Source organism: Mesorhizobium sp. M0018 (assembly GCF_040323955.1).
Taxonomy (GTDB): Bacteria; Pseudomonadota; Alphaproteobacteria; order Rhizobiales; family Rhizobiaceae; genus Mesorhizobium.
In genome coordinates this window covers 1-15772 of sequence record NZ_JAMYVL010000018.1, presented here as the reverse complement: position 1 = coordinate 15772, position 15772 = coordinate 1, and the positions used below count along the sequence as shown (strand labels likewise).

At 61.3% G+C, this 15772-nt stretch carries 14 protein-coding genes and 3 pseudogenes; 9 read left to right on the top strand and 8 right to left on the bottom strand.

All coding sequences use genetic code 11. The features are described 5' to 3' along the window. The first annotated feature begins 70 nt into the window (after positions 1 to 70). The 6 genes and pseudogenes from NKJ81_RS22890 to NKJ81_RS22865 form a co-directional block, all read left to right on the top strand. Positions 71 to 373: a BrnT family toxin gene (locus NKJ81_RS22890; protein WP_352541828.1), complete on the top strand. Its 303-nt coding sequence runs from the start codon at positions 71 to 73 to the stop codon at positions 371 to 373. Continuing rightward, a complete protein-coding gene (locus NKJ81_RS22885) occupies positions 357 to 629 on the top strand; it encodes a BrnA antitoxin family protein (protein ID WP_352474883.1) in 273 nt (90 codons plus the stop codon). Before NKJ81_RS22890 ends, NKJ81_RS22885 begins: the two co-directional genes overlap by 17 nt. Next, the gene (locus NKJ81_RS22880; RefSeq protein ID WP_352541827.1) at positions 610 to 1377 is read left to right on the top strand and encodes an ATPase domain-containing protein; all 768 of its coding nucleotides are present in this window, start codon (positions 610 to 612) and stop codon (positions 1375 to 1377) included. Before NKJ81_RS22885 ends, NKJ81_RS22880 begins: the two co-directional genes overlap by 20 nt. 25 nt (positions 1378 to 1402) lie before the next feature. Next, a complete protein-coding gene (locus NKJ81_RS22875; protein ID WP_352541826.1) occupies positions 1403 to 1924 on the top strand; it encodes a PAS domain-containing protein in 522 nt (173 codons plus the stop codon). Beyond that, positions 1873 to 2244: a hypothetical protein gene (locus NKJ81_RS22870; protein ID WP_352541825.1), complete on the top strand. Its 372-nt coding sequence runs from the start codon at positions 1873 to 1875 to the stop codon at positions 2242 to 2244. Before NKJ81_RS22875 ends, NKJ81_RS22870 begins: the two co-directional genes overlap by 52 nt. Positions 2245 to 2381: 137 nt before the next feature. Continuing rightward, positions 2382 to 2942 (top strand): annotated as a pseudogene (locus NKJ81_RS22865) (hypothetical protein); the annotation flags it as partial. 267 nt (positions 2943 to 3209) lie between these two features. Here NKJ81_RS22865 and NKJ81_RS22860 read toward each other — a convergent pair. From NKJ81_RS22860 to tkt, 5 genes are all read right to left on the bottom strand, one after another. After that, a complete protein-coding gene (locus tag NKJ81_RS22860) occupies positions 3210 to 4031 on the bottom strand; it encodes an ATP-binding cassette domain-containing protein (protein ID WP_352541824.1) in 822 nt (273 codons plus the stop codon). Beyond that, complete coding sequence (locus NKJ81_RS22855) at positions 4031 to 5017, bottom strand: ABC transporter permease (RefSeq protein WP_352541823.1); 987 nt, start codon at positions 5015 to 5017, stop codon at positions 4031 to 4033. The genes NKJ81_RS22860 and NKJ81_RS22855 overlap by 1 nt, the downstream gene beginning before the upstream one ends. Before the next feature lie 134 nt (positions 5018 to 5151). After that, the gene (locus NKJ81_RS22850; RefSeq protein WP_352541822.1) at positions 5152 to 6168 is read right to left on the bottom strand and encodes a substrate-binding domain-containing protein; all 1017 of its coding nucleotides are present in this window, start codon (positions 6166 to 6168) and stop codon (positions 5152 to 5154) included. 202 nt (positions 6169 to 6370) lie between these two features. Next, positions 6371 to 7966, bottom strand: a complete 1596-nt coding sequence (locus tag NKJ81_RS22845; RefSeq protein ID WP_352541821.1) for an FGGY-family carbohydrate kinase — start codon at positions 7964 to 7966, stop codon at positions 6371 to 6373. Beyond that, on the bottom strand, positions 7963 to 10023 hold the full coding sequence (gene tkt / locus NKJ81_RS22840) for a transketolase (RefSeq protein WP_352541820.1): 2061 nt from the start codon (positions 10021 to 10023) through the stop codon (positions 7963 to 7965). Before tkt ends, NKJ81_RS22845 begins: the two co-directional genes overlap by 4 nt. A 225-nt stretch (positions 10024 to 10248) precedes the next feature. On the opposite strand from tkt, the gene NKJ81_RS22835 reads away from it, so the two are divergent. Beyond that, positions 10249 to 11490 (top strand): ROK family transcriptional regulator, encoded by a 1242-nt coding sequence (locus NKJ81_RS22835; protein WP_352541819.1) that lies wholly within the window; start codon positions 10249 to 10251, stop codon positions 11488 to 11490. Positions 11491 to 11497: 7 nt separating this feature from the next. Here the strand turns inward: NKJ81_RS22835 and NKJ81_RS22830 are convergent, their stop codons facing one another. Genes NKJ81_RS22830 through NKJ81_RS22820 form a run of 3 tightly spaced genes read right to left on the bottom strand, consistent with a single transcriptional unit; the run spans position 11498 to position 14318 of the window. Next, a complete protein-coding gene (locus tag NKJ81_RS22830) occupies positions 11498 to 12286 on the bottom strand; it encodes an ATP-binding cassette domain-containing protein (RefSeq protein WP_352541818.1) in 789 nt (262 codons plus the stop codon). Continuing rightward, positions 12283 to 13320: an ABC transporter permease gene (locus NKJ81_RS22825; RefSeq protein ID WP_352541817.1), complete on the bottom strand. Its 1038-nt coding sequence runs from the start codon at positions 13318 to 13320 to the stop codon at positions 12283 to 12285. The genes NKJ81_RS22830 and NKJ81_RS22825 overlap by 4 nt, the downstream gene beginning before the upstream one ends. Positions 13321 to 13328: 8 nt before the next feature. Then, complete coding sequence (locus tag NKJ81_RS22820; RefSeq protein ID WP_352541816.1) at positions 13329 to 14318, bottom strand: sugar ABC transporter substrate-binding protein; 990 nt, start codon at positions 14316 to 14318, stop codon at positions 13329 to 13331. A 250-nt stretch (positions 14319 to 14568) separates the two neighbouring features. On the opposite strand from NKJ81_RS22820, the pseudogene NKJ81_RS22815 reads away from it, so the two are divergent. Both NKJ81_RS22815 and NKJ81_RS22810 read left to right on the top strand, forming a co-directional pair. Continuing rightward, positions 14569 to 15014, top strand: a pseudogene (locus NKJ81_RS22815) (ATP-binding protein); the annotation flags it as partial. After that, positions 15005 to 15535: pseudogene (locus NKJ81_RS22810) on the top strand (IS91 family transposase); the annotation flags it as partial. The pseudogenes NKJ81_RS22815 and NKJ81_RS22810, both read left to right, overlap by 10 nt. Positions 15536 to 15772 lie beyond the last annotated feature (237 nt).

Genomic DNA, 15772 nt, shown 5'->3' with positions numbered 1-15772 from the left:
AAATCTGCTGGGCGGAGCGCTCACGCCTGACGGAGCTTGAAATCCGCGTATATTATGGCAATATACATCGATGATCGAATGGGAACGGATTGCCGGCTTCGACTGGGATGCGGGCAATGCCCGCAAGAGCATCGACAAGCACGACGTCAGCCAGGCCGAGGCGGAACAGGTGTTCTTCAACGAGCCGTTGCTGACCGTTCCCGACGCAAAGCACAGCGTCATCGAGCAACGAATTCATGCTCTCGGGCGCACCGATGATGGAAGGCTGCTGCACATCACCTTCACGCTTCGGGACAAGGACACCAAGATCCGGATGATTTCCGCCCGGGATATGAGCCGCAAGGAGCGAGGCTACTATGACCAAGACAGCTAAGCCGGTTCCGACCTTTGCATCGGAGGCCGAGGAGCGCGCCTTCTGGGAGTCCAACGACTCCAGTGAGCATGTCGATTGGAGCAAGGCAGAGCGGGTCCGCCTGCCCAACCTCAAGCCGTCGTCGACCTCGATCTCGTTGCGGCTGCCCAATAGCCTGCTCGAACGGATCAAGGTCGCGGCGAACAAGCGCGACGTGCCCTATCAGTCCCTTATCAAGACCTGGCTGTCCGAGAAAATTGACGCCTCTCGAGGCTAAGGAGGCCGGCCTTAAGCCGCCTCTACCTCTCCCGGTAACGAGCGGCAATGCCGATCTTGACAGGATGACGAGCGGGGGCTTCTTCCGCGACAGCGTTACGCTGGTCAGCGGCGCGACCGGCACCGGCAAGACGCTGCTGGTGACCAATTTCCTGGCCGGTGGCGTCGCGGCCGGCGAACGCTCCTTACTGGTTGGCTACGAAGAAAGCCGCGGTCAGCTCATTCGCAACGCGCGCAGTTGGGGTGTCGATTTCGAGACGATGGAAGCGGAAGGCGGGCTCAAGGTCGTCTGTCTCTATCCGGAAGCGCAAAGCCTTCCCGACCATCTGCTGATGATCCGTCAATTGGTCGAGGAATTCAAACCGGATCGGCTTGCCATCGACAGCCTTTCCGCGCTCGAACGCATTGCGCCGGAGACCGGCTTTCGCGAGTTCCTGATCAGCCTCACATCCTTCGTCAAGAAACGGGAAATCGCTGGACTTTGCACCGCCACGGACAAGTCGCTGGTCGGCGGCCATTCGGCGAGCGAACAGCACATCTCGACGCTGACCGACTCCTTCATCCTTTTGCGCTACATTCAGAAAGCACAGTTCATGTATCGCGGCATCATGGTGCTGAAGATGCGCGGCAGCGAACACGACAAGCAGATCAGACGCTTCACGATCGATGGCGGCGGAATGCATCTCGGCCAGCCGATAGAGGGCGCGCCGGATGTCTTCGGCGGTTCCGCGACGAACGATTCGTCATAGTCATACCTGTGAGGAGGCCAGAACGATGACGCGGAGCGCGGCGGAAATTTCCGACCTGACCGATGATCCGCAGCTGACCAGCATCAGCCAGCTCAGTTTCCGTCTCCTGATCGAGAACACGGCCGACGGTGTCCTCGTCGTCGATCTTTCGGGAGCGGTTCTCTACGCGAATCCGGCCGCGGCCCGCATTTTCGGGCATCCGCTCGAAGAGCTTCTTCATGTTCCCCTCGGGCGGCCCGTCGTCTCGGGAGAAACCGCAGAAATCACCGTGGCCCGTCCGGGCAGCAAGGCGGCCGAGGTCGAGATGCGCGTCGTCGAGGTGACCTGGGATGGCAAACCTGCCCTGCTCGCCAGCCTTCGCGACGTGTCCGCGCGCCCCGCGCAGGAAGAACGCCAGTTGCAGTCGCAAAAACTCGAAGCCATCGGTCGCATCGCAGCCGGCATCGTTCATGACTTCAACAATCTGATCGCCTCTTCGAATCCGGCCTCCGGCAGTTGGCAAAGCAGCTTGCGGAGAATCCCGCCGATCCGAAAATCGGTACGCTGATCGAGGAGATGCTGAAGCGCACGCGAAATGGCGGCGCGCTGACGCAGCAGTTGCTCGCCTTCTCCCGGCGTCAGTTCCTGGAGCCCGAAAAGGTCGATCTCAACCAACATATTGGATCGCTCACCGCTCTGCTGGAGCGGACCTTCGGCCGCGACATCAGGATCGAGCGTCATCTCGATCCAGCGCTCGGTCCGGTTCTCATCGACGCCAATCAGCTCGACGTCGCCATTCTCAACCTGGCGGTCAACGCCAGGCATGCAATGACAGACTACGGCAGGTTCACGATCGCGACGAGTGACGCGCCTGACGATCTGATCTGAAAGGATTGGCGGCGTTGTTCGTTCGCTTGACGCTGAGCGACACCGGCCACGGCATGGACAAGCAAGTTCTCGCCTAGGTCTTCGAGCCCTTTTTCACGACAAAAAGCAATGGCGAGGGAACAGGGCTCGGACTCAGCCGAGTCTACGGCTTCGTCAAACAGTCCGGCGGGCACATCCGCATCGATAGCCAGGTGGGCAAAGGGACCAGCATGCATTGTTCCTGCCGCGCACACCCCGTCGCGATCCATGGTCATGCCGACGGGTCGATCGTTCTCGCCGATCGGCACGCAACCGATACCCTCATCGCACATGACCCGCGCGACTTCCTGCATCGACGCATCGGGGGAGTACCAGCGCACTTTCCCCGTCATCGCTTCATTTACCAGCATGGTCGCCTCCATGTGGCCAGGTCCCATCGGGGTCGCGGACGGCTGCAGCACAAAAAGGGCAGTGGCATTGCTGTGGACAGTACCGCCCGCGAAGTCCCGAACGTAACTATGCACCCGGACGATGCGGTCACTGACCAGCTATTCAGGCGCCTGGTATCCGAAAAAATAGCCGAGCGCCGGCAGGCTCGAAGTCTTTCTGTTCGCCGTGAGCTGGCGTTCCTGGCCTTTTCATCAAAGCAGGCAACGGCTTCTATCGCGTCACCGATCGCGAGGCTGATTGATCCGGGTTTGCCGGCGAAGACCCGTTAGCCTACCCGTACCATGACCAGGCGATCTTTCTGACCTAATCTTCGAGCTGCTTCGCGACGTCCTCTATTGATTATGTGTCGAGCGGGAGCCTCAATGGAGATGGTGGCTAACGAGCTCGACATGAATTCGCGGTGACCACATGCGTTCGGCCTATGACAGCGGTCCTAAAGCGTGTCGCGTCAGAACGGATTCAGGCGACCCGCTTTAGGTCTTTGTTTTATGCATGTCGTTCTCCCAAGACCGAGCTCACTTTTGGGCGACATTGCATTAGCGAAAAGCTGATGCTGCCGGTTTTTCGAACTTCGCCGCGCCGGTCATGATGGCGACGACATCGCCCATGGTGTGGGTTTTCGGACTGACCACGGCCGCACGTTTGCCCAGGCGCATGATGTGGATGCGGTCGGCGATTTCGAAGACGTTCGGCATGTTGTGGCTGATCAGGACCACCGGCAATCCGCGCTGGCGGATCGCCCGGATCAGGTCGAGAACCTGGCCAGTTTCGCGCACGCCGAGTGCTGCCGTCGGCTCATCCATGATCGCGAGCTTCTTGGCGAACAATGCCGCTCTGGCGACCGCGACGCCCTGACGCTGGCCGCCTGACAACGATTCGACCGCGCTGCCGATCGACGGCAGGTGGAATTTCAGGTCCGCCATGCTGCGCTCCGCCTCCGCGCGCATACCCTTCTTGTCGAGCATGCGCAGCACATTGCCGAGGAAGCCGGGGCGGCGGCGTTCCCGGCCGAGAAACAGGTTGCTGGCGATGTCGAGCGCGGCCGCAACGGCGAGATCCTGGTAGACCGTCTCGATGCCGAGCTTGCGTGCTTCCAGCGGACCCTTGAAGTGGACGGGTTGGCCGTCCAGCAGAATGTCGCCGCTGTCGGGGACGATCGCGCCAGTCAGCGCCTTGATCAGCGAACTCTTTCCAGCGCCGTTGTCACCGACCACCGCCAGGATTTCGCCGGCGCGCAGTTCGAAATCGACACCGTCGAGAGCGGTGACGTGGCCGTAGCGTTTGACTACGTTGCGGGCTTCGAGGATGACGCCACCCGGGGTGGTCACCACTGGCGCTCTCGGCTCGACAGGCGTCATCACCGCCTCCCCCTGGTCAGTTGATCGAGCGCGACCGCCACGATCACGAGAATGCCTGTGATCAGATCCTGCCAGAGCGGATCAATGCCGGCGAGCGTCAGCCCGTTGCGCAGGACGCCGACGATCAGCGCGCCTATTAGGGTACCGATCAATCCGCCCCGGCCGCCGAACAGGCTGGTGCCGCCGATGACGACGGCGGTGATGGAATCGAGATTGGCGGTCTGCAAGGCATTGGGGTCGGCATTGGGGATTCGGCCGAGCGCCAGCCAGGCCGCGATCCCGTAAATGAACGCCGCTAGGACGTAGACCGAGAGCAGAAGCCGACCGACCGGTATGCCGACAAGCCGGGCAGCTTCCGGATTGTTGCCGACCGCGTAGACATGCCGTCCCCATTGCGTCTGGTTGAGAAGAAACCAGATAAATCCATAGAGGAGGAGCATGATGATGACGCCGTAGGTGACGACGAAACCGTTCAGGCGGATGGTGTTTCCCGTCCAGCCGAGAAAGTCGTCGTTGACCGCAAAAGCCCCGCCCGCCGAAATCAACCTGAGGGCGGCGGTGATGATGCCCAATATACCGAGGGTCACGATGAAAGGCGGCAGGCGCAGGCCGCTGATCAGGCTTCCAGCCGCGACACCCGCCGCTGTGCAGGCAAGAACGGCCAGGGCCACGGCCGCGATCGGGTCATAGCCGCTGTTCGCCAGCTTTCCGGCCAGGATGGTGCCCAGGACGCATATCGCTCCCACCGCGAGATCGATGCCGGCGGTCAGGATGATCAAGGTCTGGCCAATGGCCAAGGTGCCGATGATCACCGTCTGCTGGAGAATGATCGACAGGTTTTGCGTGGCGAGAAAACGCGGATTGGTCAGGGAAAAGATCACGCCGAAAGCGAGCAGTACCAGCAATGGGCCCACCGATGGCGTGCCGATGACCTTCTTGGCAATGCTGGACGTTCCGCCGAAAGAGAGTGCCGATGGCGAATTCATAAGTGCCCTTTGGAACAGTCGCCGCGTTCCCAGCCTCAAGGGTCGGGCCGGAAACGAACGGGACCATGCCGATACAGATATACCGTCTTGCCGACGGCCTGTCCGGCATGGTCCCGCCGGGAGGATTCAAAATATCAGTCGCCCCAGCAGTTCTTGAGGCCCCATTCGGTGTCCTTGGAGTCGATCCCTTCAACCGGCTTGTCGGTGATCAGGAATGAACCCGTATTGACGAAGCCGCTCGGCTTCTTGCCGCTGGCCGCATAATCGACGACCGCGTCGACGCCCATGGCCGCCATCTTGTAGGGGAACTGCATGACGGTCGCGGCGATCTTGCCGGCCTTGACGTCGCGGACACCGGCGCAGCCGCCGTCAATCGAGGTCAGCATGACATCGGCTTCCTTGCCGAAGGATTTCAACGCCGCATAGCCGCCGGCGGCGGCTGGCTCGTTGATGGTGTAGACCGCATTGATCTCGCCGTTCTTGGAGAGCAGGTTTTCCATGCCGACCTGGCCCTTGTCCTGCGCGCCATTGGTGATGGCCGAGCCGGCGATGGCCGGATCGCCCTCGGCAAGCCCGAAGCCCTTCAGATAGCCATTGTGGCGGAACGTATCGACCGTGCCGCCAGGCGTTCCATCGAGCATGGCCAGCACCGGCTTCTTGTCGCCGAGCGCCTTGCGGGCATAGGCGCCCTGCTGCACGCCGGCCTCGAAATTATCCGTGGCAAAGGTGGCGTCGACCGCATCGGCGGGATCGGTCGCCGTATCGAGCGCGATCACGAGGACCCCTGCATCGCGCGCCTTCTTGATGATACCCAGCATGCCGGTCGAGTTGTTAGGCGTCACCAATATGCCTTTGGCGCCGGCGCTGATCAGATCCTCGATCGCAGTGACCTGGCCCTCATTGTCGCCGTCGAACTTGCCAGCACGGGCGATCAATTTGACGCCCTTGGCCTTGGCCTCCGCTTCGGCAGCCTGACGCATTTTCACAAAGAACGGGTTGACCTCCGTCTTGGTGACGAGGCCGACAATGACTTCATCGGCCGAGGCATGGCCGGTCACTGCAAAAGCGGTCCCGAAGAACACCAGGCCCGCAACGGCTGATTTCACGATGGTTCCGGATTTGGTGCCGGTCGACATAGGCAAAGTGAACATGAACTCCTCCCGAGTTGTTGAACCTTTCTCCTCAAAGGCTCACCGAGTTACGCATATGTTTTGCATACAGTCAAACATTATATCTATGATTATGTATGTTTTTATACATAATTATAGATGCGAGCCGCGCCTCATGCGTGCCCTGCACGTCGAAGGATGGCGGTTCCGCAAAAGAGATCGACGGGGTTGGCAATCGCCTTGCTCAGGCCACCGATTTCGTTTCTTTCTCCGGCCGGTCGAGCGACGCCGCCCTGTTCAGATCATGCATGGCGTTGCGTACGGTCCGGCTGTCGCTGAGCTGCCGATAATTTTTGTAGAGAGACCGGTAGGCGGCCGCGCTTTCGCGGCGTGGGTGATAGGGGGTGAAGGTGCGTGCGCCGAAGCGGGCCGTGCCCTCGGCGAAGCCGCTCACCAGTTCGGCCGCGACCGCGCCATGAACCGCCGCGCCGACGGCCGTCGCATGGGCAATGCTTGGAACCTCCACGACGCGCCCCAGCACGTCGGCCATGATCTGCACCAGCAATGGATTGTTCTGGGCCAGCCCGCTCGTCAGGATGATGCGGTTGATGCCAAAATCGCCGGCCTCGAAGAGGTCGACCACCGTGCGAGCGCCAAAACACAGCGACTCGATCAGTGCGCGGTAGATGCCGACGCCCGTGGTTTCGGTGGTGAGACCGAGAAGCAGGCCGCTGAGGTCTGAATCCGCGAGCGGCACCCGGTTGCCGTTCCACCAGTCAAGCGCCACGAGATGGTTGGCGGCGGGTTCGAGCCCGGCTGCCTCACGGTTGTAGATACGGAAACTTTCAGCCTCGTCCGCGCCACGCGGAAAGGCCTTCACGAACCAGGCGAGCATGTCGCCAAACCCGGCCTGCCCGGCCTCGTAGCACCAGAGATCGCGAACCGATCCATCCTTGGCCACACCTTCGATGCCGGGAGGCAAAGGACGGAACTGTTCGTTCAAAAAGAGATAGACCGCAGACGTTCCGAGCGCACCGACGAGACAGCCGGACGACACGGCCCCGACCGCGGGCAGCACGACGTGTGAATCGATAACCGCCACTGCGACGATCGCGCGGCCAGTGATCCCCGTGCGCGTCCGCCATGCCTCAGACAGGCCTCCAGCCGAAGTGCCGATACGGTGCGGCACCGACAATCTTTCGGAAAGACCGGGCACGATTCCCTGCGGATAGCCTTCGGTCTCGGAATACTGGGCCTTGTAGGCCGCAAAACCCAGACTGCGCACTTCGGAGCCGGTCAGTTGCCAGACAAGCCAATCGCCGGACTCGATGAACCGGCCGACCTCGCTCCAGATGCCTGGCGCCTCGTCCGCAATCTGGGCGGCCTTCGGAAGCAGCCATTCCCCGGAAAGCTTGCCGCCGAAATTGCGCAGGAAGGATCCGCCCCGACGGTTGATCGCGTCTGCGTAGGGCTGTGCGGCGCGATGTTTCCACAGCTTGACATAGGCATGAGGCTCGCCGGGGTGAAGTTCGGAAAGGGCTGTGCCGTCGGTGGTGGTTGGCATCGGCGAGCTTGCCGAAAAGCCCAGTCCGATCGACTCGATGATCCGTCCGCGCCCCAGCACATCAAGGATTTCTTCCGCAGCATCGAGATAGTCGGCGGCGTTCTGCAACGCCCATGAGCGTGGCAAGGGCGTGCCGTCAGGAAGGCTTTGCGTCATGACGTCATGGCGATAGGCATGCGTGTGGCTGCCGATCTGCTCGCCGGTTGCGGCGTCGATCAGGACGCCGCGGGCTGATCCGGTGCCGTAATCCAGTCCGATGACATAGGTAGCGGTCATCTCGCCTGCTGCCTTCCCAACTCCGGCGACGCAGCGCGGCCATGTTTCTCAAGCGCCCTGTAAACCGCCTTTTCGACGGCCTCGACGGTCAGCTGGAAATGCTCGTAGAGGATCTCGGCCGGGGCCGATTCGCCAAACGTGTCGATGCCGACGCATTCGCCTTCGAGGCCGACATATTTGCGCCAATTGTCGGTGACGCCAGCTTCGACGGAGATGCGGGGAACGCCGCGCGGCAGCACCTCGGTCTTGTAGCCGTCGTCCTGCCGGTCGAAGGCACTGGTGGACGGCATGGAGACCACACGAACCTGGATCCCTTGCTTAGCAAGTCGCTCGCGGGCGCCGACTGCGAGCTGCACTTCGGAACCGGTTGCGATGACGACAGCGTCCAGCCAGCCGTCTTCACGGCGCAGCACGTATCCGCCCCTGCGCACCGCTTGAACCTGGGCTTGGTCGCGCGGCTGAAACGGCAGGTTCTGCCGGCTAAGCGCGAGACTTGTCGGCGTCGCCACCTGCTCAAGCGCAATCTGCCAGGCAACCGTCGTTTCAACGGTGTCGCACGGTCGCCATACATCCATGTTGGGCATCAAACGGAGCGTGGCCAACTGCTCGATGGGCTGATGCGTCGGACCGTCCTGACCGAGCGCGATGGAATCGTGGGTAAAGACATAGATGGCACCAAGCTTCATCAGCGCTGCCATCCGCAGGGCGTTGCGCGCGTATTCCGAGAACATCAGGAACGTGCCACCGAATGGACGAAACCCGCCATGGACCATCAGGCCGTTCATGATCGCGGCCATTCCAAACTCGCGCACGCCATAATAGATATAGTTGCCGCCCGAGATGGATGTGATCGGTTCGGCCCCCTTCCAAAGCGTGAGGTTCGAACTGGCCAGATCGGCGGAACCGCCGATCAGTTCGGGAAGCAAGCCGGCAAAGGCCTGAATGGCATTCTGGCTTGCCTTGCGTGTCGCCAGCATTTCGGCCTTCTCGACGGTTTGCGCAACGAACGCATCCGCCTTGGCGGCGAAGCCTGCGGGAAGATGGTGCGTGGCTCGCCGTTCGAACTCCTCCGCATCATCGGGGTAGGCCGCGCGGTATGCCTCGAAGCGGCGGCGCCAGGCGGCCTCCGATGCAGCCCCCCCGACCGAGGCGTTCCACGCGTCGTCAATCTCTCCTGGAACGGCGAACGGCGCATGCGGCCAATCGAGCGCGAGCCGAGCCCGGCCGACCTCGTCGGCGCCGAGCGGAGAGCCATGGCTATCGTGACTTCCGGCTTTCGTCGGCGCCCCCTTGCCGATCATGGTCTTGCAGCAGATCAGCGTCGGGCGGGCTGGTTGCGCCTTCGCCGCGGAAATCGCCCGGTCGACCGCCTCGACATCGTGCCCGTCCACATCGGCAATGACCTGCCAGCCATAGGCCTCGAAGCGCTTGGGCGTATCCTCCGAAAACCAGCCGCCGACATGGCCGTCGATGGAGATGCCGTTGTCGTCGTAGAGCACGATCAGCTTGCCAAGGCCGAGCGTTCCGGCAAGCGAGCAAGCCTCATGCGAAATGCCTTCCATCAGGCAGCCGTCGCCTGCCAGGACAAAGGTGTGGTGGTCGACAATGTCGTGTCCGGATCGGTTGAATTTGGCGGCCAGCGTCTTTTCGGCAATTGCCATGCCGACGGCATTTGCGAGGCCTTGCCCGAGCGGCCCGGTCGTAACTTCAACTCCCGGCGTATAGCCGAATTCGGGATGGCCCGGCGTCCTGCTGCCAAGCTGCCTAAACTGCCGGAGATCGGCGATCGAGACATCGTACCCTGTGAGATGAAGCACGCCGTAGAGCAGCATCGAGCCGTGGCCGTTGCTGAGCACAACGCGGTCGCGGTCGGTCCAGGCCGGATTGGATGGATTGTGACGAAGGTGCCGGTGCCAGAGCGCGACCGCGATCTCGGCCATGCCCATCGGCATGCCTGGATGGCCGGACTTGGCGTTCTCGACCGCATCCATTGACAGCGCGCGAATGGCGTTCGCCAGGAGATCCGGGCGGGCGAAGTCCTTTTGCGCTGACAACATGTGAGATTCCGTCGATCGAGTGACGGAGAAACATCGCAACAGCGCGGGGCGGTCCACGCAAGTTCATCTGTTCCTCCCGGGCGACATCCTCTTAGCCACCGATATATCTTTAAGTCAACGTATTATTGCATATTTTTGTACAAAAGCTATGCAGCTTTCTTGCAGACACGCCTTTATCTCCCGGGGGTTTATGGCTAAATCTCAGGGCGAACGGGAAAGTGCGGAATGGTCAGGACAAATGGTACGGCGGAGCATCCCGCGCTTGCAAACAGCGGGGAAATTCTCTCGCTGATTGCCACCGGCGCCGCCACGTCCCGGTCGGCGTTGCTCGACGCGTCCGGATTGTCACGCGTGACCGTCACCCAGCGCCTGAATGCGCTGATCGACTCCGGTCTGATCCGCGAGACGGCGCGCACCATGCCGAGCGGCGGAAGGCCGACGCGCGTGCTTGGGATCAATGAGCGGGCGGGCTTCTTTCTCGTCGCCAATATCGGCGAAACCTACATCCATCTTGCCGCCATGGACCTCGAACCCGCTGTCGTCTCGCAAAGTACAATACCGTTCAACGCGTCGGACGGACCGGCGGTTTCCCTCGAGCAGATTGCCGACGGGTTCGACATCCTCGCAGCGAAGGCCCGGACCAGCCATGGCTCGCTTTTTGGAGTCAGCCTCAGCATGCCCACGCCGGTGGATTTCAAACGGGGCCGCGTCGTCGGTCCTTCGGTGCTCCACGGGTGGGACGAATTCGACACCATCAGCTGGCTGCGCCGTCGCTTCGATGTGCCAATCTATGTCGAAAATGACGTGAACCTCATGACGATCCACGAGCATCGCCAGAATTTCCCGCATGTTGATGACATGTTCTTCATCAAGGCGGGAACGGGTATCGGCAGCGGCATTATCGCGGGCGGCAAGATCTTTCGTGGCGCTCAGGGCGCGGCCGGCGACATCGGCCATATCCAGTTCAACTCCGAGAACGCGCCTTTGTGCCGCTGTGGCAAGCTCGGTTGCGTTGAAGCCCGCGCCGGCGGCTGGGCGATTGCCCGGGATCTCTCAAGCAAAGGCTTCAAGGCGGAGAACGCCCGCGATGTCATTTTGTTGGTTGAAATGCAGAAGCCGGAAGCCCTGATGCTGCTGCGCAGCGCCGGGCGGGTGATCGGCGAAGTCGCCTCCGATGTCGTCAGCATCCTCAATCCGAGCCTGATCGTGGTCGGCGGCACGCTGGCCAGGGGCGGAGAGTTTCTGTTGTCGGGTATCCGCGAACTCGTCTACCAGCGATGCCTGCCGCTCGCCACGCGCGAGTTGCAGATCGTGCTTGCCAACCCGCAAAAGGACAGTGCCCTTTTTGGCGCTGCCTATCTGGCGCTTGAGGATATCTTCAGCCTCGGGAAAGTGGAGGAACTCATCGATCGACTTGCCGTCGACCGCGCCAATCCACTTTTACAAAGCGGCAGGATTTCCGGATGACGCTGTTTCAGGTGACGCCCATGATCATTGCGACAAGATCCTTCTGAACGCCTTGGCCTACAGTCATCTCGCCGACACTCCGGCCTTGCCGCATGACGACAGCACGGTGCGCCACGCGCACGACGTGGTCCATGTTGTGGCTTACGATGATGACTGACAGGCCTCGCTCCGGCAGGCGTCTTACCATCGTCAATATCTCGTCGGATTCCCGCACACCAAGTGCCGCCGTAGGTTCATCCAGAATGACCACCCGTCGGGCGAACGCCACTGCCCGTGCAACCGCGACAGCCTGACGCTGGCCACCCGACATCAGTCCGATCTCCTGGGAAGGTGAGACATGGCTGACGCTCAATGCGCTGGCATGCTGCAGCCACTGTCGCTGCTCTTGTCCAGCGGAAAGGAAGCCCAGCGGACCGAGCCAGCGTGGCCGCGTCTGCTCGCGTCCGATCAGGAAGTTGTCGGATACGGTCAGATTGTCGAAGACAGCAAGGTCCTGAAACACGGTCTCGATGCCCGATGCACGCGCGTCGGCGGGCGAACGCAGCCGCAATGGGTGTCCGTCAAGCTCGATGTCACCCGAATCCAGCGTTACGATGCCGGTGATCGCCTTGATGAGTGTCGACTTTCCGGCGCCGTTGTCGCCGAGCAAGGCAACAATCTCGCCCTCATGGAGGTCAAGCGACGCACCAGCCAGCGCCGTTACGAACCCGTAGGCCTTGCGCGCGTCCCGCACCGAGAGAACCAGACGCGCATCGGTGGCCATGTTGGAAATGCTGTCTGGCGAGGCGACACTCATTGGCTCACCTGCCTCGCACGCAGCGTTCGAATGCGGGTCTCGATGTGTTTGCGCAAGACATCGAGTTCAAGGGCCAGCAGGATGCCGACGCCGATTGCCACCGATGACCAGAACGGAGAGACGTCGAGTTGCTGAAGGCCACTGCGGATCGTGGCGATGATGAGCGCGCCGAACAGCACGTTGGTGATGCTGCCGCGACCGCCGAAGAGACTTGCGCCGCCGACAACCACCGCCGTGATGGCGTCCAGTTCATAGCCGATGCCCGAAAGAGGCGAAGCCGACCCGGTCCGACCGTGATACAGCATGCCTGCGATGCCCGCTGTCGTCCCACAGATGGCATAGGCGCTCATGATCAACCTGTCGCGCGGAAGCCCAACCCATTGCGCGACATCCGGATTGCCACCAACCGCATAGAGCCAGCGGCCCCATTGCGTACGCCGCAACATGAGCCAGAACAACCCTGCAAGAACCAGGACCATCAAGGCGGCGGCAGGTATGCCCAGCATCTTGCCGTTTGCCAGCCAATGCACGGCGGGCGAAACACCCACGAGCGTGTTGCCGCCGCTGATGAGCAATGCGACACCGGCAACAATGCCGAGCATCGCGACGGTGACCACGAGGGGCTGCGGAATGCCGCCTTTAACGATGAGGAAGCCGTTGATCAGTCCGACAATCAGACCAACAAGAGGATAGATGACCAGCGCAATCGAGCTGGGTTGATCGACACCGATGAGCGTGGCCACCGTCACGACACTCAGCGCTATGACGCTGCCGACCGAGACATCGACGCCGCGAACCAGGATCACGAGGAATTGCCCTAGGCCCAAGGCGCAGACAATCGCGCTTTGGGCCAGGAGGTTCTGAAGATTGCGCACCGAAATGAAATGCGGGGCAAGCAGGCCGAATGCCACGACCAGGGTTACGAGAATTATGATCGGCCCGGCCTGCAGAAGCCATAGCAGGATGGAGAGGTGATCGCGGCGCCCCGCCGCCGGGTCGGATGATTTCCCCGCAATGTTGACGTGCGCTTCCATCGGTGGCGCTATTTCACGACGTCATCAACGTTGCCCGCCACAACGTCGGAGACCGTCTTCAGCATGCCACCCGCATTCTCCGAGGTTTGGACGGGCTGCGCCGGCACCACCACAAGCTTTTCAACGCTTTTACCGCGCACCAGGTCAGCAGTGGTGTCCGTGGCTGTTCTGGCGATCACCTCGAACGGGTAAGGGACCGTGAACTTCCAGTTCTTGTTGCCCGCAGCGATCGCCTTCAGCGCGTACTCCTGGCCGCCGACCGAACCAACGATGACATTGGAGCCGGCTGCCTCGAGCGCCTGCAGCGTGCCCTGTGCCGAGACGTCAAAGATATCGTAGATGCCGACCAGATTTGGATGCGCGTTCAACATGCCCTCGGCGATCGTGCGCGATTTCTCGGGGTCGCAACGGGCGTCGCCCTCGGCAACGATGCTGAACTTCGTACCCTTCAACGCATCCTTGAAAGCATTGATGAACGCGTCGGTATCCGCCAGGCCCGCAATACAGCGGATGACGCCAATCTCGCCTCCCGCAGGGAGTTGTTTGGCAAACTCCTGCACGACTGCCTTCTCGGCCCCGACCGGATCATAATTCACCTGCGCCGTCAGGTCGTCGATCGGCGGTGGCGCGCCGTCGAAGGACAGCACCTTGATGCCTTGCCTGGTCGCATCGTTGAGCGCGCTTACCAGTTCCTTGGAGGTGGCACCGGTGTTGACGCCGATAACCTTGTAGCCTTCAGCGGGGGCGTTGACGATTTCCTGAATGAAGAAATTGACGTCGCCGCGCGAGGTGCCCGATTTGACGTCGATCTGGACATCTTCAATCTTGCCTGCCCGGCCTTTGGCGACATTGTACTGGCGAACATAGGCCTGATCGCCGAGGTACGAAAAGAGCATCAGCCCCTTGGGCTTTTCCCCTGCAAAAGCGCTAAAGGCAACGCAGCAGCCTGCCGCAAGCAAGGTCGCGACGGAAGCGTGCAAAACCAGCTTCGATTTCATTTTTATATCTCCTCCCTGGGTGTCGAGGCCCCTTCCCGATGTCAGCCTCCATCTGACGATACGCCATCTCCATCAATATGTCTATCTTTATCTAAATTATAGAGTGATTTTGTTAATTTTTAAACATAACTCGATCCCGACGCAGGTTTGCTCCGGTTCCCGATTGAACCGGTCGTGCGATAGCGCATGATGGCTAGAGGGCGAAGATCGATGGCCTTCCGCGTGCCTCTGTCAGAGGTTCGGCCAGCCAATTGCCCGTTCTCTCATCCGCAACGGCGCACGCGGGCGCTTCTTCAATGTCGTCGACCTCGTCAACAGGCTCGAGACCGAACCCGCTCCGGCCGCCAGGGCCGCATTGCCGATCACCTGACCCGGCTCGACTTCGTCGTACTCGATGAGCTCGGCTATCTGCCCTTCGCTCTGGCCGACGGGCAATTGCTCTTCCATCTGGTCTCGAAGCTTTACGAACGCACCAGTGTCATCATCACCACCAATCTCGCCTTCGGGGAATGGCCGAGCGTCTTCGGCGACGCCAAGATGACAACCGCGCTGCTCGACCGCCTCACCCATCACTGCGAGATCGCCGAGACCGGCAACGAATCCTGGCGCTTCGTGCCCTTCACCGCCCCAAAACCGGGGTTCCTTTTGCGCGAAAATATCGGGTCCCGATTCCGTGATCATGACAGACGATGCTGACGATCGCAGCCGATCCAAAACACCTCGGCGCGCGCATCGGCATCACCGCCGTGCTCCACACCTGGGGATCGGCGATGACCCACCATCCGCACGTGCACATAATCGTGCCGGGCGGCGGCATCGCACTGGGCGATAGCCGATGGGTCTCCTCGCGGCCGGCCTTCCTGCTCCCGGTGCGCGTGCTCGGCAAACTGTTCCGACGGCTCTTCCTCGCCCGGCTGGTCGCTCTGCACGACGCCGGGCGGCTCGCCTTCTTCGGATCGCTGGTGCACCTGTCCGATCGACGCGCATTCCTGCACCACCTTGCTCCTGTTCGGAAGAAGTGTTGGGTGGTCTACGCCAAGGCGCCGTTCGCCGGGCCGGAGGCGGTGCTCGCCTATCTGTCGCGCTACACCCACCGCGTGGCAATCTCGAACCGCCGCCTGATCGGCTTCGATGAGGCCGGCATCACCTTCCACTACAAGGACTACCGTCGCTACGGCGCTGACATGCAGCAGGTAATGACGCTTGCTGCCGAGGAGCTAAGGGACTTCTTCGGTCGGCCCCTCTTTGGCCCGATCAATGGCCGCAAGTAATGACTGAAGGTTTGGCGGCAGTTCTGGTTCGACCCCCAGATTTAAGAACGTTTGTACGTTATGACGATAGCCCTCGGAACGGATCAGTTTCCGAAACGCTTCGGAGACAGACTGATGGTCTGCTTTGTTGCTGGTTGCCATGGAAGTCCCTCCCAATGAGCCGCAACTCGCCCGCAACGAATG